This window comes from Streptosporangium sp. NPDC000563, assembly GCF_040299985.1.
Lineage (GTDB): Bacteria > Actinomycetota > Actinomycetes > Streptosporangiales > Streptosporangiaceae > Streptosporangium.
Window position 1 is genome coordinate 1 of the sequence record NZ_JBEPDA010000065.1, and the last position, 3290, is coordinate 3290.

At 66.2% G+C, this 3290-nt stretch carries 3 protein-coding genes; 1 reads left to right on the plus strand and 2 read right to left on the minus strand.

The features are described from left to right. Both ABT352_RS40835 and ABT352_RS40615 read right to left on the minus strand, forming a co-directional pair. A partial coding sequence (locus ABT352_RS40835; protein ID WP_502992954.1) for a hypothetical protein occupies positions 1–239 on the minus strand: 239 nt, incomplete at its 3' end. Further along, positions 170–937 (minus strand): HalD/BesD family halogenase, encoded by a 768-nt coding sequence (locus tag ABT352_RS40615; protein ID WP_350950429.1) that lies wholly within the window; start codon positions 935–937, stop codon positions 170–172. The genes ABT352_RS40835 and ABT352_RS40615, both read right to left, overlap by 70 nt. A 174-nt stretch (positions 938–1111) precedes the next feature. Here ABT352_RS40615 and ABT352_RS40620 point away from each other — a divergent pair, with 174 nt between their 5' ends. Beyond that, entirely contained in the window at positions 1112–3049 is a 1938-nt protein-coding gene (locus ABT352_RS40620; protein ID WP_350950431.1) for a B12-binding domain-containing radical SAM protein, read from the plus strand. The last annotated feature ends 241 nt before the right edge of the window (positions 3050–3290 follow it).

The window sequence follows — 3290 nt, forward strand, 5'->3', positions numbered from 1 at the left end:
GCGTCCCACAGGATCACCGCGCCGTCACCGCCGCCGGTGGCCAGCGTCTCGCCGTCCGGGCTGAACGCCACCGTGTTCACCGTTTCCGCCGGGCCCTCTCGTCGTTCCCGTGTTCCCCGTACCGCTTCCGGATCTCCCAGGTGTCCCGGAGCCGCCGGGGCCGGGAGGCTCAGCTGAACATCGCCTCCATGGTCTCGTGCGACTGCTCCTTCTTGGCGTCGGACTCGCTGCCCCAGCAGGTGTTGAGGATGATCCGGGTGCGGTCCTCCGACAGCGGGACCGTGCGGTGCAGCGTCGTGTCGGAGCGCAGGAAGTAGATGTCGCCGGTCTCGTGGGCGTAGGTGCTGATCGGCTGCTTGATGAGGTGGTCGTGGACCCGGGGGTCCTCCTTCACCCAGTTGGTGTGGGGGACGCACTGGAGCATGCCGCCGTACTCGCTGCTCGGCGCCTCCATGATCCAGATGAGGGTGAAGCTGAAGTCGCCCCAGTGCCAGCCGTGTGTGTCGCCCTGCTTCTCCTGGCGGATGATGACGTACTTCTCCTCGTCCCAGGGGCAGGCGACGACCGGCTCGTTGGCCAGCCGGCCGAGGAAGTCCTTGAGGGTGGCGGAGTCGTAGAGCTCCGGGATCAGGGTGCTGTCCTGTGCGATGGACTGCTGGCTGACCGTGCTCATCTTCCTCGGCGAGTTGCTGGTCTCCTTGAGGTTGATGTCGATCCGGCGCGCGTGCAGGTCGAGCAGCCGGTCCACCTCGTTCGAGACGAGGTCCTTGATCTCGCCGGAGACCACGTTCCGCAGCTTCACATAGCCGTTCCTGCGGAAATCATGGGAAAGTCTGCGGATTTCCCAGGGGTCCTGAAAGGTCTTTTCGAGATGCTCCGCGATCCGATCGTCGAGCGAGAGCTTCCGGTGGCCGGTCTCGTAGTTGGGAGTCGTCATGCGTTTTCTCCTCCGTGGTTATCGAGTCCGTGGTCATCGAGGTTTTCAGAACCGTAACACGCGATTGGCGGACGCAAATGGCGTGCGTTGTTCGTCCACTCCCGCTGTGAAACCATAAGCGGATTCCATCCGACCGGCTTCAGCGATTACTCAGACTACGCAGGGACGAGCGTCATGAACACCAAAGTCACATTCGTCGAGCTGTCTGCATTCGAGGCCATCCTGCCCCTCGCCTCCGGTTACATGCAGGCCTACGCACAGCATGACCCCGAGGTGGGGCCGCGATGTGAGTTCGAGATCTTCTCCGCACCCGTGTCCGCGAACCGGGAGGAAGTGATCGACGAACTCCTCGGCAGGCGCAGCGACGTGTACGCCATCAGCTGTTACATCTGGAACATCGGATTCGCGCGTGCCGTGCTTGCCGCGCTGCACGAGCGGCTCCCGAAGGCCCAGTTCATCCTCGGCGGCCCGCAGGTCATGCAGCACGCCCACGAGTACGTCCCCCCGGAGCAGGAGAACGTCGTCGTCTGCAACGGCGAGGGCGAGAAGACGATGGTGCAGTACCTGAGGCAGGTCCTCAGCGACGACCCCGACTTCGCCGCCGTCCACGGGATCAGCTTCTGGCGGTCGGGGGAGCTCGTCACCACCGAGGCCGCCGAGCGGGTACGCGACCTCATGGAGGTGCCCTCGCCCTTCACCTCCGGCGTCTTCGAGGAGGGCAAGTACACCACCGCCATCCTGGAGACCAACCGCGGATGCCCGTTCAGCTGCGGTTTCTGCTTCTGGGGTGCGGCGACCAACGACAAGGTGCACAAGTTCGAGGACCAGCGGGTCCGCGACGACATCACCTGGATCAGCAAGAACAACTTCGTGTCGATCTTCATCGCCGACGCCAACTGGGGCATGGCCCCGCGCGACGTGGAGCTCACCCGCCACCTGGTGGAGTGCAGCGAGGAGAACGGCTACCCGGTGATGGTCTCGATGGCCGCGGCGAAGAACAAGCCGGACCGCATGGCCGAGATCACCGAGATCCTCGTGCAGGGCGGCCTGCTGACCAGCCAGCCCATCTCGCTGCAGTCGATGAGCTCCAAGACCCTCGAACTGGTCGACCGCTCGAACATCAAGCCCGCGACCTACACCGAGCTGCAGAGGACGCTCAGGGAGAAGCGCATCAGCTCCTACATCGAGCTGATCTGGCCGCTTCCCGGGGAAACCCTCGGCTCCTACAAGGAAGGGGTCGCGGAATTGTGCCGGCTGCGTGCCGACACGCTGATCGTCTATCCGCAGCTCCTTCTTCACAACACCTCCATCCACGCGAAGCGCGACCTTCTCGGAGTGCAGGTCGAGCGCGTTCCCAGTGATGTCACGGAAGCCGATGTCGTGGTCGGCACGAACTGGGTCAGCCGCGAGGAGTGCGAGCGCGGCACGTGGTTCTACTACGCGGTCCACTCGCTCTACAACCTGCGCGGCCTGTATTATCTCGCCAATTATCTGGAGAGGTCGGGCACGAGAAGGTTCGAGGACTTCTTCACCGACGCCGCGACATATTTCGAGAGTCGTACGGACACCGAGGTCGCGACTTTCTTCCGCGATTCCGTGAAGAAACTCTGGAACTACGACTTCCACAATTTCGGGATGGTCGCGCATCTCGTCCTGCATTCGCACCGCGAGGAGTTCGACGCGTTGCTCGTCGACTTCGCCCGGGGCCAGTCCTGGTGGCGGGACGCCGGGGCGCGGGCGGCGTTCGAGCTCGACCTGCTGGCCCGGCCCTACATCTACCTGGCCAAGCCGAAGCCGCCCCGCTACGACTTCACCGAGCTGGGTGTCGAGTCGCGCGCCGGGGCGCGCGGGAAGACGACCTCGGTCGTGGACATGCCCGCCGATCTGGCCGCCCTGCTCATCGACCTCGACGTGACCGGCCTGGAGGCGGGCCAGGAGCTTCTGACCCGCTTCGAGCTCGACCACCCGCGCGGACGCAAGCTGCCGTTCATGCCGGAACGCAGCCTGGAGCACAACGCCTCCTACTGCCAGGGCATGGTGCTGCGGCTGCGGGAGTATCTCCCCACCTGGCGGCCCGAGTCCGAGACCGCCGCGCTTCCCGGCCGGCGCTGAGCACCTCCCGTCGCGCTGCCCGGCAGAGGCGCGGAGCCGTCCGCCGGGCCGCCCGCGAGGGCGCGGGGTCGCCGGGGTCGCCAAGGTCGCCGGGGTCGCCGGGGTCACCGCGGCCGTGCGCGATGAGGGTCGTGGCCGCGGGTGACGAAGGACCGTGGCCCCGGGCGGGGCGGGGGCCGCCGCGGAAAAGCACAACCGCGACGCGGGAGCGGCCGGGGGCGGCGCGGGGCGACCCCCCGGC

Coding starts and splice junctions, on each gene's coding strand:
- ABT352_RS40620 (WP_350950431.1), top strand. CDS start 1,112: ATGAACACCAAAGTCACATTCGTCGAGCTGTCTGCATTCGAGGCCATC.
- ABT352_RS40615 (WP_350950429.1), bottom strand. CDS start 937: ATGACGACTCCCAACTACGAGACCGGCCACCGGAAGCTCTCGCTCGAC.